General features: G+C 69.4%; 1 protein-coding gene. It reads left to right on the top strand.

Annotated elements, in window-relative coordinates:
- Window positions 1-38: 38 nt before the first annotated feature.
- The coding region (locus tag DYI24_RS26400) for an NADH-quinone oxidoreductase subunit 5 family protein (RefSeq protein ID WP_164574411.1) at window positions 39-1534 on the top strand (1496 nt) is incomplete at its 3' end.

Below are 1534 nucleotides of genomic sequence, written 5' to 3'. Positions count from 1 at the left end.
GACGACAGCGATGCCATCAGCGGGCTGAAGGGGTGAGCATGGCGCATCTGCTTCCGTTCGTCCCGGTGCCGGCGCTGCTCGGCTTCCTGATTTTGTCGTTGATCCCGGTGCCGCTGTCGCGCGCCGCGGTGATTGCGCTCGGCGTCGGCGCTGCGGTGCTGCCGGCGATCCTGTTCTTCCCGGTCGGGCTGTCCTGCATCGAAGGCGTCTGCGTCGCCGGCGCGGTGGTGCCTATACTGTCGATCGATACCGGCGTCTTCGTCGCGCAGATCGCGATGTCGATGGATCCGCTCAGCATGGTCACCGGCGGCACGGTCGTGCTGGTTGGCGCGTTGGTGCTGATCTATTCGGGCGCCTACATGGCATCCGAACCGCTGCCGGATCTGCGCCGGTTCTTCGCGGTGATGAACCTGTTCCTGGCCGGGATGCTGGCGGTGGTGTTCGCCGCCGACGTCATCCTGCTGTTCCTGGGCTGGGAAACCATCGGCCTGTGCAGCTTCATGCTGATCGCGTTCTACGACAAGCTGCCGAAGGCGGTGGCGTCAGGACGCAAGGCGCTGATCACCACCCGCGTCGCCGACAGCTTCCTGCTCGCCGGCCTGATGATGCTGTTCCTGAATGCCGGCACGACGCGGCTCGACGGTATGCTGGCCGCGGTGCCGGGCATCGATCCGTGGCGGCTGGCGCCGATCGCCGGGCTGATCGCGCTCGGCGCGCTCGGCAAGTCGGCGCAGTTTCCATTCCACACCTGGCTGCCCAGCGCGATGGCCGGCCCGACACCGGTGTCGGCGCTGCTGCACTCCGCCACGATGGTGGCGGCCGGCGTGATCCTGCTGGCGCGGCTGGCGCCGCTGTTCGCCGCCGCTCCGGAAATCTCCGCCATGGTGGCGATGCTCGGCATCCTCACCGCGGCACTCGGCGCGCTGGTCGCGCTGATCCAGACCGACGTCAAGAAACTACTGGCGTTCTCGACCATGAGCCAGATCGGCTTCATGGTGCTGGCGCTCGGGCTCGGTGCGCCCGCGGTGGCGCTGTCGCACTTCGCTATCCACGCGGTGTTCAAGTCGCTGCTGTTTCTCAGCGCCGGCGTGATGAGCCACGCCGCCGGCGGCTCGACCGCGATCGAGGCGCTACGCGGCTCGCGCTATCGCCAGCCGCTGGCGTTCTGGAGCTTCGCGGTCGGCGCCGCCTCGCTCGCCGGCCTGCCGGTGATCACCGCCGGCTGGTACTCGAAGGAAGCCGTGCTTGCCGCGGTGTGGAGCAGCGGACCTTGGGGCGTGCCGTTGTGGCTGCTGGCCGCGACGGCCGCGGTGCTGACCGGTGCCTACGCATTCCGCGTGGTGTTCGTCGCCGCCAGCCAGACCGCCGATCTCGCAGCTCCCGCCTGGGGCGGTCTCGCCGTGGTGGTGCCGCTGACGGTGCTGACGCTGGTTGCCGTGGTCGGTGGCCTGTCGGTCGGCGCGCTGATCCAGTTCACCGGCGGTGCGCCGGTGCATACGCCTTTGCTGCCGACGCTGCTCGGCGCCGCCGCGCC

It is taken from the genome of Rhodopseudomonas sp. BR0C11 (assembly GCF_010820945.1).
Classification (GTDB): Bacteria; Pseudomonadota; Alphaproteobacteria; order Rhizobiales; family Xanthobacteraceae; genus Rhodopseudomonas; species Rhodopseudomonas palustris_H.
This window is presented reverse-complemented; position numbering and strand designations above follow the sequence as displayed.